At 69.0% G+C, this 14801-nt stretch carries 15 protein-coding genes; 7 read left to right on the top strand and 8 right to left on the bottom strand.

Features of this window, described 5'->3' with window-relative positions; genetic code table 11:
• Positions 1-16: 16 nt before the first annotated feature.
• Positions 17-784, bottom strand: coding sequence for a type I methionyl aminopeptidase (gene map, locus EV648_RS30230; protein WP_132298608.1), 768 nt, complete (start codon positions 782-784; stop codon positions 17-19).
• A 53-nt stretch (positions 785-837) separates the two neighbouring features.
• On the opposite strand from map, the gene EV648_RS30225 reads away from it, so the two are divergent.
• The 3 genes from EV648_RS30225 (at position 838) to EV648_RS30215 (ending at position 3023) form a co-directional block, all read left to right on the top strand.
• The gene (locus tag EV648_RS30225) at positions 838-1116 is read left to right on the top strand and encodes a helix-turn-helix domain-containing protein (protein WP_132298523.1); all 279 of its coding nucleotides are present in this window, start codon (positions 838-840) and stop codon (positions 1114-1116) included.
• An 88-nt stretch (positions 1117-1204) separates the two neighbouring features.
• Positions 1205-2353, top strand: a complete 1149-nt coding sequence (locus tag EV648_RS30220; RefSeq protein WP_241995719.1) for a CapA family protein — start codon at positions 1205-1207, stop codon at positions 2351-2353.
• A 112-nt stretch (positions 2354-2465) separates the two neighbouring features.
• Complete coding sequence (locus EV648_RS30215) at positions 2466-3023, top strand: rRNA adenine N-6-methyltransferase family protein (RefSeq protein WP_132298522.1); 558 nt, start codon at positions 2466-2468, stop codon at positions 3021-3023.
• A 111-nt stretch (positions 3024-3134) separates the two neighbouring features.
• Here the strand turns inward: EV648_RS30215 and EV648_RS30210 are convergent, their stop codons facing one another.
• Both EV648_RS30210 and EV648_RS30205 read right to left on the bottom strand, forming a co-directional pair.
• Entirely contained in the window at positions 3135-4871 is a 1737-nt protein-coding gene (locus EV648_RS30210) for an ABC transporter ATP-binding protein (RefSeq protein ID WP_132298521.1), read from the bottom strand.
• Positions 4868-6589 carry an ABC transporter ATP-binding protein gene (locus tag EV648_RS30205; protein ID WP_132298520.1) on the bottom strand — a complete coding sequence of 574 codons (1722 nt, stop codon included), beginning with the start codon at positions 6587-6589 and terminating at the stop codon, positions 4868-4870. The genes EV648_RS30210 and EV648_RS30205 overlap by 4 nt, the downstream gene beginning before the upstream one ends.
• 184 nt (positions 6590-6773) lie before the next feature.
• Between EV648_RS30205 and EV648_RS30200 the strand changes: the two genes are divergently transcribed.
• The gene (locus EV648_RS30200; RefSeq protein WP_132298519.1) at positions 6774-7739 is read left to right on the top strand and encodes a glycerophosphodiester phosphodiesterase; all 966 of its coding nucleotides are present in this window, start codon (positions 6774-6776) and stop codon (positions 7737-7739) included.
• Here EV648_RS30200 and EV648_RS30195 read toward each other — a convergent pair.
• Positions 7736-9013 (bottom strand): M48 family metalloprotease, encoded by a 1278-nt coding sequence (locus EV648_RS30195; RefSeq protein ID WP_132298518.1) that lies wholly within the window; start codon positions 9011-9013, stop codon positions 7736-7738. The two genes, EV648_RS30200 and EV648_RS30195, sit on opposite strands and share 4 nt — an antisense overlap.
• 208 nt (positions 9014-9221) lie before the next feature.
• Positions 9222-9542, bottom strand: a complete 321-nt coding sequence (locus tag EV648_RS30190; RefSeq protein WP_241995717.1) for a PspC domain-containing protein — start codon at positions 9540-9542, stop codon at positions 9222-9224.
• Between the two features lie 152 nt (positions 9543-9694).
• On the opposite strand from EV648_RS30190, the gene EV648_RS30185 reads away from it, so the two are divergent.
• A complete protein-coding gene (locus tag EV648_RS30185) occupies positions 9695-10036 on the top strand; it encodes an MmcQ/YjbR family DNA-binding protein (RefSeq protein WP_199234896.1) in 342 nt (113 codons plus the stop codon).
• Positions 10037-10079: 43 nt separating this feature from the next.
• Here EV648_RS30185 and EV648_RS30180 read toward each other — a convergent pair whose 3' ends face one another.
• Together EV648_RS30180 and EV648_RS30175 are read right to left on the bottom strand one after the other, a co-directional pair.
• Positions 10080-10907, bottom strand: coding sequence for an alpha/beta hydrolase (locus EV648_RS30180; RefSeq protein ID WP_132298517.1), 828 nt, complete (start codon positions 10905-10907; stop codon positions 10080-10082).
• Positions 10888-11472 carry a helix-turn-helix domain-containing protein gene (locus EV648_RS30175; RefSeq protein ID WP_132298516.1) on the bottom strand — a complete coding sequence of 195 codons (585 nt, stop codon included), beginning with the start codon at positions 11470-11472 and terminating at the stop codon, positions 10888-10890. Before EV648_RS30175 ends, EV648_RS30180 begins: the two co-directional genes overlap by 20 nt.
• Before the next feature lie 99 nt (positions 11473-11571).
• Here EV648_RS30175 and EV648_RS43430 point away from each other — a divergent pair, with 99 nt between their 5' ends.
• Positions 11572-12000, top strand: a complete 429-nt coding sequence (locus tag EV648_RS43430) for a Rid family hydrolase (protein WP_241995715.1) — start codon at positions 11572-11574, stop codon at positions 11998-12000.
• Here EV648_RS43430 and EV648_RS30165 read toward each other — a convergent pair.
• Positions 11984-12559 carry a GNAT family N-acetyltransferase gene (locus tag EV648_RS30165; protein ID WP_132298514.1) on the bottom strand — a complete coding sequence of 192 codons (576 nt, stop codon included), beginning with the start codon at positions 12557-12559 and terminating at the stop codon, positions 11984-11986. The genes EV648_RS43430 and EV648_RS30165 overlap by 17 nt on opposite strands.
• Before the next feature lie 321 nt (positions 12560-12880).
• Here EV648_RS30165 and groL point away from each other — a divergent pair, with 321 nt between their 5' ends.
• Entirely contained in the window at positions 12881-14506 is a 1626-nt protein-coding gene (groL, locus tag EV648_RS30160) for a chaperonin GroEL (RefSeq protein ID WP_132298513.1), read from the top strand.
• Positions 14507-14801 lie beyond the last annotated feature (295 nt).

Genomic DNA, 14801 nt, shown 5'->3' with positions numbered 1-14801 from the left:
CTCGGGGCAATGCGGTTCAGCGGGCGGTGAGGATTTCTGGGCCGTGGTCGGTGAGGGCGACGGTGTGTTCGGCGTGGGCTCCTCGGGTGTGGTCCGCGGAGCGGAGGGTCCAGCCGTCCTCGTCGATGACGTAGACGGTGCCGGGGCCCCGCCAGAACCACGGCTCGATCGCGATCACATGGCCGGGACGGAGCTTGAGACCGCGGCCGGGCTGACCGCCGTTGGGGACGTGGGGATCCTCGTGCATCCGGCGGCCGATCCCGTGCCCACCGAAGTCCAGGTTGGTGCCGACGCCGGCGGCACGCCCGACAGCTCCGATCGCGGCGCCGACGTCACCCAGCCGTGCACCGGGAACAGCCGCGGCGATCCCGGCCGCGAGCGCCTTCTCCGTGGTGGCGATCAACTCGAGGTCCTCGGCCCGCGGCGTACCGACGACGAAGCTCGTGGCCGAGTCGGCGCACCAGCCCTCGATCGAGGCGCCGCAGTCGACGTTCAGCAGGTCGCCGTCCGCCAGCCGTACGTCGCTCGGCAGTCCGTGCAGCACCGCGTCGTTGACCGACGTGCAGATGACCCCGCTGAACGGGCTGGTCGCGAAGCCGGGCTGATACCCCTCGAAGAGCGAGACCGCCCCGGCCGACCGCAGTACGTCGCGGGCGACCTCGTCCAGCTCGCGCAGGGAGACGCCGACGGCAGCCTCCTTCTTCACCGCGGTGAGCGCGGCGGCGACCGCCCGGCCGGCGGCGCGCATCTGCTCGATCTCCGCCGCCGTCTTCAGTTCCACCATCTTCTGAGTCCTCAACTTCACGTGATAGTTATACCGGTACTATTATCACGGTCATGGTTCGACCACCGCTCTCCAGTTGGGACCGCGAACGCGGACGGCAACTCGGCGCCCTGCTGCGCGAGGCCCGCGGCGAGCGGAGCATGGTCGACGTCGCCGCCGCCTGCGGGGTGTCCGTCGACACCCTCCGCAAGATCGAGACCGGCCGGATCCCGACCCCCGCGCTGTTCACCGTCGCGGCCGTCGCCGCCACCCTCGACCTGTCGCTCGACGACCTGGTCCTGGCCTGCCAGGACACCAAACCAGCCAAACGTGCCGGCGGCCTGATCGCCTAGCTGATTCAACTTTCCCGTCCTCCAGGACGTCTCCACCAGTAAGCCGGATAGCAGGCACCGGCAATTCCGGGGACGAAGGACGAACGACGTGAAGACAAGGTTGCTGGCAGCAATCGTGCTGCTCGCGGGCACGACGGCGCTGACCGGCTGCATCGCGGACACGCAGGCCGCGGAGACCGCTCCATCGGCCGGGACCTCGACCGGGTCGAAGGGCACCAAACCTGCGACCAAGAACGGACCCGACCGGATCACCTTGGTGGCAACCGGCGATGTCCTGCTGCACGAGCGGTTGTGGACGACGGCCAAACGCGACGGCACCAACGGCGAGTGGAACTTCGCCCCGCTCCTCCAAGGCGTGAAACCCCTGGTCAAGTCGGCCGACCTCGCCGTCTGCCACCTCGAGACCCCACTCGGTACGCCGTACTCCGGCTACCCGCTCTTCCAGGGCCCGCCGCAGATCGTCCCGGCGCTCAAGCAGACCGGGTACGACGTGTGCTCGACCGCCAGCAACCACAGCTTCGACAAGGGCGCGGCCGGCGTGGACCGCACGCTGGACATGCTCGACAAGGCAGGCCTGAAGCACACCGGTACCGCGCGCACTCCCGAAGAGGCGGCGACTCCCACGATCGTCAGCGTGCAAGGCGTGAAGGTCGCCCTGCTCAGTTACACGTACGGCTTCAACGGCATGCCCTATCCGGATGGCGAGACCTGGCGGGCCGGGAAGCTCGACGTACCCAAGATCAAGGCGATGGCAGAGAAGGCCCGGGAGAACGGCGCCGAGATCGTCGTGGTCAGCTGCCACTGGGGCGACGAGTACTCCAAGTCCGTCAATTCCCAGCAGCAGGAGGTCGCCGCCCAGTTGCTTGCCGACAGCAACATCGACCTCGTGCTCGGCCACCACGCGCACGTAGTACAGCCGCTCCAGCAGCTCAACGGGAAGTGGGTCGCCTACGGCCTCGGCAACCTCGTCGCCGCGCACCGCGAGCCGGACAGCCTGAAGGCCGAGGGCCTGCTGGTCCGCTTCACCTTCCAGAAGTCGGGAGACCGCTGGAAGGCCGAGCAGGCGGAGTACGCGACACTGCTGATGACGGACACCCTGCCCGTCCGCGTTCTCGACGTACGGCGTGAGCTCGCGAAGCCCGGGATCTCCGAGGCCCGCAGGTCCCGGCTGGAGTTGGCTGAGCGGCGGACGACCGCGACTGTCGAGTCGCTCGGTGCGGCGCCGAAAGCACTCTGAAGCTCCCAAGGTGCTCGGGGGGTTAGGCAATGCGGTGAAAATGCTTTGAAAGCAAGGCGATCCGCACTCTAGGGTCGACCCATGTCTATCAACTACTTCGTGATGGTTCGCCGTGCCCGGCTCCGGGCAGGCGAGGGGTGCCTGGGGATGGCATCCGCTCGATAGTCGTTGGGCCCAACGCGTCGTGGACGCCGCCGGGGTCAGACCCGGTGAGCTCGTTCTCGACGTCGGTGCCGGCCTCGGTGCGCTGACCGCGCCGCTGGTCCGGGCCGGAGCCCAGGTGGTCGCCGTAGAGCTCCACCCTGGTCGTGCCGACCGATTGCGTCGGCGGTTCGCGGATTCGCCGGTGACGGTGGTTCGTGCCGATGCTGGTGATCTCCGGCTGCCGAACAGGCCCTTCCGGGTCGTCTCCAGCCCGCCGTACGGGATCTCCACCGCGCTGCTGAAGAGACTGCTCGCACCCGGTTCACGCCTGGTGTCGGCCGATCTCGTGCTGCAGCGTCAAGTGGTGAACCGCTGGGCCAACCAAGATGCTCCCGCGGCTGCCCGCTGGAGCCGGCACTACGACCTGTCGATCGGGATTCGCCTTCCCCGCAAGGCCTTCACCCCACCACCCCATGTCGATTCCGCCGTCCTGCTCCTGCGCAAGCGGGGCCGGACCAAACCGTAGGAAGCCGAAGGACCCTGCTCCTCAGAGGTGAGGAGCAGGGCCCTTCGCGTTTGCCGACCATGCGGGCTCAGCCGCGGCTGCTCAGCCGCGTCCGCCGACCGTGGCAGGAGCTCAGCCGTGCCAGGAGTTCCAGAGGGCGGCATACGAACCCTGCCGCGCGACCAGTTCGTCGTGGCTGCCGAGCTCGCTGATGCGGCCGTCCTCGACCACGGCGACCCGGTCCGCGTCGTGCGCGGTGTAGAGCCGGTGGGCGATCGCGATCACCGTACGACCCTCGAGCACCGCTGCCAGTGAACGCTCCATGTGCCGAGCGGCCCGCGGGTCGATCAGCGAGGTCGCCTCGTCGAGCACCAGCGTGTGGGGATCGGCCAGCACCAGCCGGGCGAGCGCCAACTGCTGCGCCTGCGCCGGTGTCAACGCGACCTGCCCCGAGCCGACGCGGGTGTCCAGCCCGTCGGGCAGGGCCTCGGCCCACTCACGAGCATCCACAGCCTCGAGCGCCTCGAGTAGGTCGGTGTCGGAGGCGTCTGCGCGTGCCATCACCAGGTTGTCCCGCAACGTGCCGACGAAGACGTGGTGCTCCTGGGTGACCAGCGCGACCTGCTTGCGGAGCTCGTCCAGCGGTAGCTCGGTCATCCCGACGCCGCCCACCGTGACGGAGCCCGTGCGCGGCGGGTGGATACCCGCGACCAGCCGACCCAGAGTGGACTTGCCCGCGCCGGACGGCCCGACCATCGCGATCCGCTCGCCCGGCTGGACGGTCAGCTCCACCCCGTGCAGCACGTCCCGCCCGTCGACGTACGAGAAGCGGACGTCGCGTGCGGCGACCACCTCGCCGTCGGGAGCGCGTCCCGAGGGCGTCCGGTCGTCCGGAACATCGGTGATACCGAGCAGCCGGGCCAGTGAAGCCGAACCCACCTGCAGCTCGTCCATCCAGGAGATCAGCCGGTCCACCGGATCGATCAACTGGTTCACGTAGAGCACGGCGGCGGTGACCGCGCCCAGCGAGACGTGCCCGTTGATGTGCAGCCAGCCGCCGAAGAGCAGCGTGCCGACGATCGGGACGAGATACCCGACCTCCACCACCGGGAACCACACGGTGCGCAGGTGCAACGTGTACCGCTCGGCGTTGTACGACCCGCGGATGTCCCGGTCGGTACGCCGCACGCGGTCGTCGTACCGCTGGAGGGCTTCCACGGTGCGGGCGCCTTCGACGGTCTCGGCAAGCGAGCTCGTCATCTGCGCGTACGCCGCGTTCTCCCGCAGGTACCCGTCCTTGGCGCGGCCCAGGTACCACCGGGTGCTCAGCGCGAGCACCGGCACCATCGCGAGCAGCGGGACGAGCACCCAGACGCCGACGAGCAGGGTCGCTACGACCGTGAACAGCACAGTCACGAACGCCACGATCGTCTCTGGCACCGCGAACCGCACGGTCCGCGACAGCGCGTCCACGTCGCGCGAGGTGCGCGACAGCAGGTCACCCGTGCCGGCTTGCTCGACCGTGCCGATCGGCAGCGCGAGGGCGTTGTCGACGAACTCCTCGCGCAGCTCGGCCAGCACCTGCTCGCCGAGCGCGAACGAGCGGTACCGCGCCCACCGGGTGAGCAGCGACTGCGCGACGATGAACACCGCGATGACCAGGATGATCTGGTTCACCTCGCCGGCGGTGGTGCCTTGCTGAACGTCCTCGACCAGCCTGCCGATCAACGGCGGCGCGGCCAGACCGGACACGGCGGCCAGCGAGTGCAGGCCCATCGTGACCAGCAGCTCCCGCGGGTGTCGCCGAGCCAGTCGACGGGCGTGACGGCGCACCTCGGCGGAGTCCGCCACGGGCAGGATCTGCCTCATGCGAGCACCTCCTCGTCCTCGGTCTGCCTGGTCACGGTCCTGCGGTACAGCTGGTCGGTCTGGAGCAGCTCACGGTGCTTGCCAACGGCAACCACTCGGCCGGCGGCCACGAAGATCACCTCGTCGACGCGGTCGAGCAGCAACGGGCTCGACGTCAGTACGACGGTGCTCCGCCCGGCGCGGTGCTCCCGGAGCCGGTCCGCGATCCGCGCCTCGGTGTGCGCGTCCACCGCGGAGGTCGGCTCCACCAGCACCAGTACCGACGGGTCGGCCAGCAGCGCGCGCACGAGAACGAGTCGCTGCCGCTGTCCGCCGGAGAACGAGCGGCCCTTCTCCTCGACCGTGGAGTCGAGTCCGTCGGTCAGCGCGACGAGCACGTCCTCGGCCGACGCGGTACGCATCGCGGCCATCAACTCCTCGTCGCTGCGCCGGCCGTCCGGGTCGAGCTCCTCGCGCAGTGTCCCGGTGAACATCTGGGCGCCGGTGTCACTGACGAAGATCCGCCCGCGCACATCCGCACGGGTCGCGCTCGCCAGCGTGACCCCGCCGTACCGGACCTCGCTGGTGTCGTCGTACCGGCCGAGGCGGTCGGCCAGCACGGCGGCGCGGTCGGGCTCGGCCGAGACGATCGCGGTCAGCAGGCCGTCGCGGGCACGGATGCCGGAGACGGGGTCGACCAGGTCGCCACGATCCGGCAGACCGACCGGGGTTGCCGGGTCGACGATGTCGGAGGTCAGCGACAGCACCCGGTTCACCCGGCGGGCTGCGACAAGGCCGCGCATCAGCTTGTCGGCGGCCTCGGTCGCGGTCCGCAGCGGCATCACCAGGAAGGTGGCGTAGCCGTAGAAGGCGACCAACGTGCCCGCGCTCAGCTCGCCTCGGAGCGCGAAGTGCGCGCCGAGACCGACCACGATCACGATGAAGATGCCGGGCAGGAACACCTGGGCGGCGTCGAGCACCGACTGGATCCGGGCCACCTTCACCCCCGCGCCGCGAACCAGCTGCGACTCGCGCCGGTACCGCGTGGAGAACGAGTCCTCGCCGCCGATCCCGCGCAGCACCCGCAGGCCGGCCACGATGTCGGAGCCGAGTGAGTTCAGCTCGCCGACCGCCTCGCGGTGCGCGGACTGCCGTCTGTGCAGCGGCCGCAGCATCGGGCCGAGGCAGAACAGCATCACGGGTACGCCGATCAGCACGACCAGGCCGAGCAGGGTCGACGAGGAGAGCAGGATCACCGCGACCACGACGAAGGCGACGATCGCGCCGGCGAACCGGGCGACCACCTCGAGCACGTTCCCGATGTACGCCAGGTCGCTGGCGCCGACGCTGACCACCTCACCGGTGGCCAGGTTCTTCGGCAGCGTGGCGCCGAGGTCCGCCGACTTACGGGTGACGACCTGGACCGTGCGGTAGGCGCCGCTCAGCCAGTTCACCACCGCGAACCGGTGCCGCATGATGCCCGCCAGCGCCTGCAGCACGCCGACCGCGAACAGCGCGGTGGTCCACAGCAGCAGCCGCTCGGTGTTACCCGCGGCGATGCCCTGGTCGATCGCCTTGCCGAGGATCGCCGGCACGAACGCCTGCGCTCCCATCCAGAGGATGCCGAACGCCATCCCGCCCAGGAGCGTGGCCTTCTGACCGCTGGCCACCCACAGCAGGTAGCGGGCCGGCGAGCGGTGATCAGGTGTGCCGGGGTCGGCGACGGGAAGTTGTCTCATAACCCTTCGAGGCTATGCGTGCCCACCGACAAAAGCATTCGAATAAAAGGTCTCCCGAGCGCCGGACGGTCACTTCCCAGGTCGTAGCCGACCGAGACCGGGAGAACACACTTGGTGTTCCGGCTTCATCTTGCGTTGGGCAACGAGTTCCCGGGCCGCCACCTGCACCGCCTGTGCTGATCCCATGCTGGTGATCGCGCATCGGGGAGCGAGTGGCTACCGCCCGGAACACACGCCGGCGGCGTACCGCCTGGCTGCGGCCCTGGGGGCCGACTACCTGGAACCCGACCTGGTCGCCACGCTCGACGGCGTCCTGGTCGCCCGGCACGAGAACGAGATCTCCGGTACGACGGACGTCGCGGAGCACGCGGTGTTCGCGGACCGCAGGATCACCAAGATCGTCGACGGCACCGCGGTCACCGGATGGTTCGTCGAGGACTTCACCTACGCCGAGCTCAGCACCCTCCGGGCCCGGGAACGGATGCCCGCCCTCCGCGCGGCCAACACGACGTACGACGGGCGCGAGGCGGTCCCGACCTTCGACGACGTGGTCGCGCTGGCCCGGCAGGAGTCGGCCCGGCTCGGTCGCCCGATCGGGGTGATCCCGGAGATCAAGCACCCGGCGTACTTCCGCCGCCTCGGGCTGCCGCTGGAGGAACTGCTCGCGGAACGCCTGGACGCCCTCGGCCTGCACAAGGGCGAGGTGATGATCCAGTCGTTCGAGCCGACCAGCCTGCGCCGCCTGTCGGTGATGACGGAGGTTCCGCTGGTGCAACTGGTGGACTCCGAGAGCGCGCCCAACGACTTCCTCCGGCACGGGGACAGCCGGACCTTCGCCGACCTGATCGAGCCCGCCGGGCTGCGCGAGATCTCGACATACGCGCAGGTGCTGGCACCGCACAAGGACCTCGTCATCCCGCGGACCGCGAACGGGTGCCTCGGCGAGCCGACCCGCCTGGTGGAGCAGGCACACCGTGCCGGCCTGTCGGTCCAGCCCTGGACCTTCCGCGCGGAGCGCCGCTTCCTCCCGACCGGCCTCGACCTCGCCGGTGAACTGGACCGCTTCGCTGCCACCGGCATCGACGGCGTCTTCGCCGACCACCCCGACGTAGCGGTGGCCGTCGCAGCCAAGAAGACCCTGAAGGTCTAGCGCGGCAACTCCTGGCGCAACTCCTTGAGCACAGCCTCGGCCGTCGGCCTCAGTTCCTGGTCGATGGCCCGAGCCTGGTCCGTCCCCAGTACTACGAGCGCGTGCTGGGCGGGCCTGGTCCGAACCAGCTTCGTCCGCAGGTACGTCGGCGGGTGGGTCGAGTCGATCCGGGTGTCGCGCAGCCGGCTGAGGCGGACCTGTCGTTCGATCTCGCGGGCAGGCACCTCGGCGGCAGCCCGGCGTACCGCTTCGAGCGGCTCTACGTCCTTGTCGAAACGCAGGGCGCGCTCGAGTGCCCGGCAGGAGGATTCGGCGAGCAACGTCCGCTCCAGTGCCCAGGCCGTCGCGTCGGAGCCGGCGATCTCGGCCGCCTTGCGGTCCGCGAGGTACTCGGCCCGCTGGTTGCTGCGGAAGTTCACCTTCTCCAGCAGCCAGCCGTAGCCGCGCGCCGCGCCACCGATGACGGCGTTCAGGATCCTGGTGACGAGGGCCGGGGTGGGATCGTGGTCCAGCCATACTGCGTGCGCGACGTCCTCGCGGTACCGGTCGTACGGCCGTTCGCTGAAGGTCTTCTGGAGCTCGTCGAGCACTTGGGCGGCCGCGCCGACGACCCAGCCGTGCCGGGTGTCGCCGTTCTTGCCGTGCCCGAGTTCGTGCGCGAGGATCGCGACCCGCTCCTGCGGACCGAGGCCGGTCCACAGCGGCAGGCCGATACCGATCACCGGGCGGAAGCGCCAGCCGATCGGGGCGAACCAGATGTTCGGCTCCGCGTCGATGGTCACGGCTGCGATCGGCTTCGTCCCGATGGCCTCGGCGATCTCGTCCAGCAGCGCGAACAGGGCGGGTGCCTGCTCGCGGTGGACGAGGTGGGCGTCCGGGTCCAGCCGGTGGGCGCGGGGACGGAGGAGAACCGCCATGCCGAACGGGATCACAGACAGCGGGATGCTGAGCCAGAGCGGGCGGTAGAAGGTCAGCAGGGCGATACCGCCGAGAAGGCCGACCAGGGGAAGAAGGAGGACTACTGCCGACAGGAGGTATGCCCCGAGCCGGGCGGCGTCCCAGCCAGGCCGGTGGATGCTGCCGCGCTCGAGTTCGCGGTACAGGGTGTCGGCGAGCCGTTGCTCGAGCCGTTGTCGCCAGGCGGGCTGGTCGGCTTCAGCCGACGACGGATCGACGTTCCAGTCGCACTTGTCGCACCAGGTGACGTAGCGCCGGTCAAGGCGGATCTGCTGGGCGCACTGGGGGCAGCGAGTGACGCCCTCTTGGGTCTGCACCGGAGCAGTGTGGCACCGCTTCGGGCTGGTTGCTCGGGCTTGGCTGATTTGGGATTTGGATGGTTCGGATTTGGCTGGATCGGATTTGGATGGTGCCGTCTCAGGCGGATCGGCCTGAGACGGCCGGTGGGACAGACTGCACGGCAGCAGGGTGAGGGCGCCTCGGGCCTATCAGGAGGCTGGTCAGCTTGCTGCCGTGCAGGGACCGTCAGGCCGCCGGCGGCTTGTCGTCATAGATCCGGGCGGCGATGTCCGACTCGGGGTTGGACTGCTGGTGGTTCTGCTGGACGTTCTGCCAGACGGCCTTGCCGTCGGCCTCCGGCATCACGATCCACGCGATCACGTAGCCGATCAGCGCGGTACCGCCGGTGATCAGGGTCAGGCCGACGATGGCGAGCCGGACGAGCGTGGCGTCGATGCTGAAGTACTCAGCGAGGCCGCCCGAGACGCCCGAGAGCATCCGCTGGTCGCGCGATCGGCGAAGGGTCTTGCCGGACAGGTTCGAGAAGGGTGCGGTGGAGTTCGTCATGTCCATAAGGTTGCTGCACGCAGGGCCCTGTTCACATCAGGATCGGTACCGACCCGACCCTGGTCCCATCCCTGACCCCGGTCAGCGCCGGTCGTCGGCGCCCCTGACGACTTTCGTCAGGTTTTGTCGGTGCCGCGTCCTACCGTCGGGGCATGGATGCTGCGGCTGTGCAGAAGCTGATGCTCGGGCTGCCCGGGGTCGAGGAGCACGAGGGGTGGGCGGGGCAACCCGCGTTCAAGGTGAAGAACAAGGGGTTCGTCTACCTGTCCGGGGACGAGACCTCGGTGATGCTGAAGGCGCTGCGCGAGGAGCAGGAGGCGATGGTCGCGGAGGACCCCGAGGTCTACGCGCCGTCCTGGTCCGCGGGCCGCTTCGGCTGGCTGGAGGCCGACCTTGCCGCCGCCGACGAAGACGAACTCCGCGAACTCCTCACCGAGGCCTGGCGCCTCACCGCCCCGAAGTACTTGATCGCCCAGTTGGACGAGCGGCCCTAGCCGTCGGGCTCAACGCAGTACTGCGCGTAGCCGTCGCGCCGGATCAGCGCAGTACCGCGCGCAACCAGGCGGCCGTGGTCGCGAGATTCGCCGGGCTGTCGAACTCCGCATCCTCATGCCCGGCGCCAGCCAGCAGCTCGAAGCGACTCTGGGCGCCTGCCCGGGCGAGCGCGTCGTGCAGGGCGAAACCCTCCGCGGGAGGAACGATCCGGTCGCGGTCACCGTGGACGATCAGGAACGGCGGCGCCTGCGCTGAGACCCGCGTCAGCAGACTGAGCTCCCGGGCGCGGTCTGCCAGCTGGGCCGGATCGGCCGTGCCCAGCAGGTCTGCCTCGAACCGGAACGGCAGCAGGCGCGCCTCCAGTTCACTGCGCGCCGCCGACGCTGTCAGATCCGCCTGCCCGAACCAGTGCACCACAGCCTGTACTGCGCTGGACTGGTCGTGGTTGCCGCCGACTCCACCCTCAAAGTCGCTGTCGCCGTCGGAGAGGGCCAGCAAGGACCCGAGGTAGGCGCCCGCCGAAGCACCCCACATCCCGATCCGCTCGGTCGAGAGCCCGAGGCTCGGCCCATGCGCCCGCAGCCAGCGCACGGCTCCTTTGAGGTCGTGCAGTTGCTGGGGGAAGACCGCGCGTGGGGCCAGCCGGTAGTCCACAGACACCACGGTCACGCCGCATGCGGCCAGCGGGGCTAGTCGCTTAGCCCCGTCCTGGCCCTTGTCTCCTATGCTCCACCCGCCGCCGTGTGTGTAGACGACGACCGGCGTACCAGATTGGGCGGGACGGTAGATGTCGAGGCGCAGGTCCTCGCCGTCGACGGTCGCGTATGTGAGGTCCCGCTCGACCGTGACCTCATACTCTCCAGCCGTCACGCCTCATCCCCTGGCTCGTGCCGGACGACTCCCGGTAGGTGCTCGGAGTCGTGCCGACCTCGCGGCGGAAGGCCGAGCGGAAGTTCGCGGCGGTGCCGAAGCCGGTGGCGGCGGCGATCCGCTCGACCGACCAGTCCGACTCCTCCAGCAGGCGACGGGCGCTGAGGATCCGCTGCAGGACGACCCAGCGCATCGGCGGTATCCCGGTCTCGCGCTCGAAGTGCCGGATGAACGTCCTGCGCGGCAGGTTGCCATGGTCGTCCAACCGCTTCACGGTGAGCGGCTCCCCGATGTTCTGCATCGCCCATTCCCTGGTGGCGGACAGATCCGAGCGCGGCGGGGTCAGGACATCGACGTACTGCCGTTGGTCGCCGCTGCGGGCCGGACCGGCGACGACGTGCTTGCCGGCCTCGTACGCCGCTGCGGACAGTGGATGGGTGGCCATCAACCCGGCGCAGACGATCACCTCGTAGCCGCTGTGCCTGCCCAGGACGTGCAGGGGAATGCTGAGATCGAGCGTGATGACGCGCGGTACGGCGAGGATCGCGACCGTCAGTTCGGGCATGGCACCATCCTTGCTCACTTTGGCATCGCCATCCCTGGTGACAGCAGGTGCACGGCTCCTACGGTTGATTCAACATTCGTCTTTCCCGTTGGGAGCAACGTGACCAGTACACGAGTGGAGAACCTCGGGGTTCCGTGGGAGGACGCCTACGGCTACGTGCAGGCGATCCAGCGTGGGGACACCATCTACGTCTCCGGGCAGTTGTCCCATCAGGGCAGCGGCCTGGTGGCGCCGGCGCCCGTCGACGAGCACGGCGCGGTGACAGACTTCTCTGCGATGGGTGAGCAGATGCGCCAGACCTACCTGAACGCCGCGGAGTTGCTGCGCCGTTTCGATGCCTCGCTCGACGACGTGGTCGAGGAAGTCCTCTACGTGCTCGACATCGACGCGGCCTTCGCGGTAGCAGGTCCGGTGCGCAAGGCGGCCTACCAACGGGAGGATCCTCAGGTGGCGAGCACGCTGGTCGGTGTCACCCGGTTGGCCTTCCCCGAGCAACTCCTCGAGATCAAATTCATCGCGCGGGTCTAGTCGTCCGGCGGACCAGAACCCATTGTGGGGAAGTGCGGCTGACTTCCTTGAAGCCGGCTGCCAGGAAGACCGACAGCGGGCCGCGGTACAGGTCGGCGGACGATTTGCTGCCGGTCCCGGCGGTGTCCACCGCACAGGCCTCCACCTGCTTCGCGCCCCGTGCCCTGGCGAAGTCGATCGCTCCGAGTAGGAGTTCTCCGGCTACTCCCTGTCGCCGATGGCCGACCGGTACTACGAAGCAGGTGATCACCCAGGCATCGGGGTCGCCGCCGCGCCAGTTCGGGGAGGCGACCACCCGGGGGTAGGCCGAGCGCGGAGCCACCGCGCACCAGCCGACCGGCGTACCGGTGTCATCGGTGGCTAGGACGCCGGGTGGGACGTCGGAGCAGACCTGGGATCGGAGGGCCGAGCGGTGGGCGGCGGGGGAGGCGTCGGACCACTGCTTGCCGCGGAGCCGGAAGTATTGGCAGAAGCAGCGGGACGGGTCGCCGCGCTCGCCCATCACGGCGACCACGTCGTCCCACTGCTCCGGCCCGGCCGGCCGCACATCCAGAGTCACCGCAGCACGGTAGCGCCGGATGCCCCGGCAGCGGGTGGAGGCCCGCCCGCTCCGCCGGGTGGAGAGGCGCCCGCCCCGCAGGGTGCGGCTGGTGCTCGCAGAGTGGGGGCTGGCTTGCACTCGGTTGGGTCGAGTGCTAATACTTGGTTAGCACTCGCCGGGCGAGAGTGATAACCACCCACGCCCGGGAAGTGTGACCATAGACGGCCTCGATGAGGTACCGGAGGGGTGGCGGGACGTGACCGCCGCACCGAAAGTACCGTCCGTCGCGGGCATCCGGCCGGCTGAACCAAAAACTCGACGCGGGAGGACTCGCGGAGAATGCCCAAGCTGATTTCTTTCAATGAAGAGGCGCGCCGTGGCCTCGAGCGGGGTATGAACACCCTCGCCGACGCCGTGAAGGTGACGCTCGGCCCCAAGGGCCGCAACGTCGTGCTGGAGAAGAAGTGGGGCGCCCCCACGATCACCAACGACGGTGTCTCCATCGCCAAGGAGATCGAGCTCGAGGACCCGTACGAGAAGATCGGGGCCGAGCTCGTCAAGGAAGTTGCCAAGAAGACCGACGACGTCGCGGGTGACGGCACCACCACCGCCACCGTGCTGGCTCAGGCTCTCGTTCGCGAGGGGCTGCGCAACGTCGCCGCCGGCGCCAACCCGATGGGCCTGAAGAAGGGCATCGAGAAGGCTGTCGAGGCCGTCAGCGAGCAGCTGCTCGCACTGGCGAAGCCGGTCGAGACCCGTGAGCAGATCGCGGCCACCGCCTCGATCTCCGCCGCGGACAGCCAGGTCGGCCAGATCATCGCCGAGGCGATGGACAAGGTCGGCAAGGAAGGTGTCATCACCGTCGAGGAGAGCAACACCTTCGGTCTGGAGCTCGAGCTCACCGAGGGCATGCGCTTCGACAAGGGTTACATCTCGCCGTACTTCGTGACGGACACCGAGCGGATGGAAGCGGTCCTCGACGACCCGTACATCCTGATCGTGAACAGCAAGATCTCCAGCATCAAGGACCTGGTCCCGGTGCTGGAGAAGGTGATGCAGACCGGCAAGCCGCTGGCCATCATCGCCGAGGACATCGAGGGCGAGGCCCTGGCGACCCTGGTCGTGAACAAGATCAAGGGCACCTTCAAGACCGTCGCCGTCAAGGCGCCGGGCTTCGGTGACCGCCGCAAGGCCATGCTCGTCGACATCGCCGTCCTGACCGGCGGCGAGGTGATCTCCGAGGAGGTCGGCCTCAAGCTCGACTCCGTGGACCTGGAGCTGCTCGGCCAGGCCCGCAAGATCGTCGTCACCAAGGACGAGACGACCATCGTCGAGGGCCAGGGCGACGCCGACCAGATCTCCGGCCGGGTCAACCAGATCCGCGCCGAGATCGAGAAGTCGGACTCCGACTACGACCGCGAGAAGCTGCAGGAGCGGCTGGCCAAGCTGGCCGGTGGCGTTGCGGTGATCAAGGTCGGCGCGGCCACCGAGGTCGAGCTGAAGGAGCGCAAGCACCGCATCGAGGACGCCGTTCGCAACGCGAAGGCGGCCGTCGAGGAGGGCATCGTCGCCGGTGGCGGCGTGGCGCTGCTGCAGGCGAGCGTGATCGCGTTCGAGAAGCTGGAGCTCGAGGGTGACGAGGCCACCGGTGCCGCCATCGTGCGGTCCGCGGTCGAGGCGCCGTTGAAGCAGATCGCCGTGAACGCCGGCCTCGAGGGTGGCGTCGTGGTGGAGAAGGTTCGCAACCTCGAGCCGGGTCACGGTCTGAACGCCGCGACCGGTGAGTACGTGGACCTGATCGCCACCGGCATCATCGACCCCGCCAAGGTCACCCGTTCGGCGCTGCAGAACGCAGCCTCGATCGCGGCGCTGTTCCTCACCACCGAGGCAGTCATCGCCGACAAGCCCGAGAAGGCCGGTGCCGCCCAGGGCGGTGCCCCCGACATGGGCGGCATGGACTTCTGATCCCCTGAAGTCCCGCAAGACAAGGGCGGTCCCGGGTTTTCCCCGGGACCGCCTTTCTTGTTGTCAGTACGCCCCCACGCCGCTCCTCCGTCGCAGCTCCCCACCCACCCCAGGGTCGCGGCTGCGGTCTCTCTCGTGCGCCTGAACTCGGGCTCTTTCATGCCGCAGATCTACAGCCTCACACCGGGGCAGATTCAGCCGGTGGTTTACAGGACTGCGGTTGGAAAGGTATTGTTTTGCATTTGTATGTAGGCATAAAAAAATGCCCCCAAGAGGGGCATCTACATACAGATTA

Origin of the sequence: Kribbella sp. VKM Ac-2568 (assembly GCF_004345365.1) — a bacterium.
In the GTDB taxonomy this organism is placed as follows: domain Bacteria; phylum Actinomycetota; class Actinomycetes; order Propionibacteriales; family Kribbellaceae; genus Kribbella; species Kribbella orskensis.
The sequence above is the reverse complement of the archived record's forward strand: the minus strand, read 5'-3'. Positions and strand labels throughout refer to the sequence as shown.

Coding starts and splice junctions, on each gene's coding strand:
- EV648_RS30200 (WP_132298519.1), top strand. CDS start 6,774: ATGCTGGTGATCGCGCATCGGGGAGCGAGTGGCTACCGCCCGGAACAC.
- groL (WP_132298513.1), top strand. CDS start 12,881: ATGCCCAAGCTGATTTCTTTCAATGAAGAGGCGCGCCGTGGCCTCGAG.
- map (WP_132298608.1), bottom strand. CDS start 784: ATGGTGGAACTGAAGACGGCGGCGGAGATCGAGCAGATGCGCGCCGCC.
- EV648_RS30190 (WP_241995717.1), bottom strand. CDS start 9,542: ATGACGAACTCCACCGCACCCTTCTCGAACCTGTCCGGCAAGACCCTT.
- EV648_RS30185 (WP_199234896.1), top strand. CDS start 9,695: ATGGATGCTGCGGCTGTGCAGAAGCTGATGCTCGGGCTGCCCGGGGTC.
- EV648_RS30225 (WP_132298523.1), top strand. CDS start 838: ATGGTTCGACCACCGCTCTCCAGTTGGGACCGCGAACGCGGACGGCAA.
- EV648_RS30210 (WP_132298521.1), bottom strand. CDS start 4,871: ATGAGGCAGATCCTGCCCGTGGCGGACTCCGCCGAGGTGCGCCGTCAC.
- EV648_RS30205 (WP_132298520.1), bottom strand. CDS start 6,589: ATGAGACAACTTCCCGTCGCCGACCCCGGCACACCTGATCACCGCTCG.
- EV648_RS30175 (WP_132298516.1), bottom strand. CDS start 11,472: ATGCCCGAACTGACGGTCGCGATCCTCGCCGTACCGCGCGTCATCACG.